This window comes from Gemmiger formicilis, from assembly GCF_018784445.1.
Classification (GTDB): Bacteria; Bacillota; Clostridia; order Oscillospirales; family Ruminococcaceae; genus Gemmiger.
In genome coordinates, this window is record NZ_WQOH01000094.1 from 1 (window position 1) to 212 (window position 212).

Here is a 212-nt window from a genome sequence, read left to right on the forward strand (position 1 = left end):
CCAAGAATGAGCAAGAAACGGCGGCTGGAATGGTCTTTTTTCCTGCGGCAAGTGAAAGTCGGGAATACCACCTGCGACCGTATCACATACAACGACCTCTGCCGGGGCTGTACCCATAGCTGCAAGCAGAGCTTCCGGGCGGTTATCATACTCTGCCCCCGCTACTACTCCAAACGCCGGAAAAAGGAGGACAGGGACAATGGCAGATAACC

General features: G+C 54.7%; 1 protein-coding gene. It reads left to right on the plus strand.

From position 1 onward, the window contains the following. Window positions 1-210, plus strand: a 210-nt coding sequence (locus GPK89_RS16850; RefSeq protein ID WP_252261712.1) for a hypothetical protein, incomplete at its 5' end; no start/stop codon positions are given. Between the last annotated feature and the right edge of the window lie 2 nt (window positions 211-212).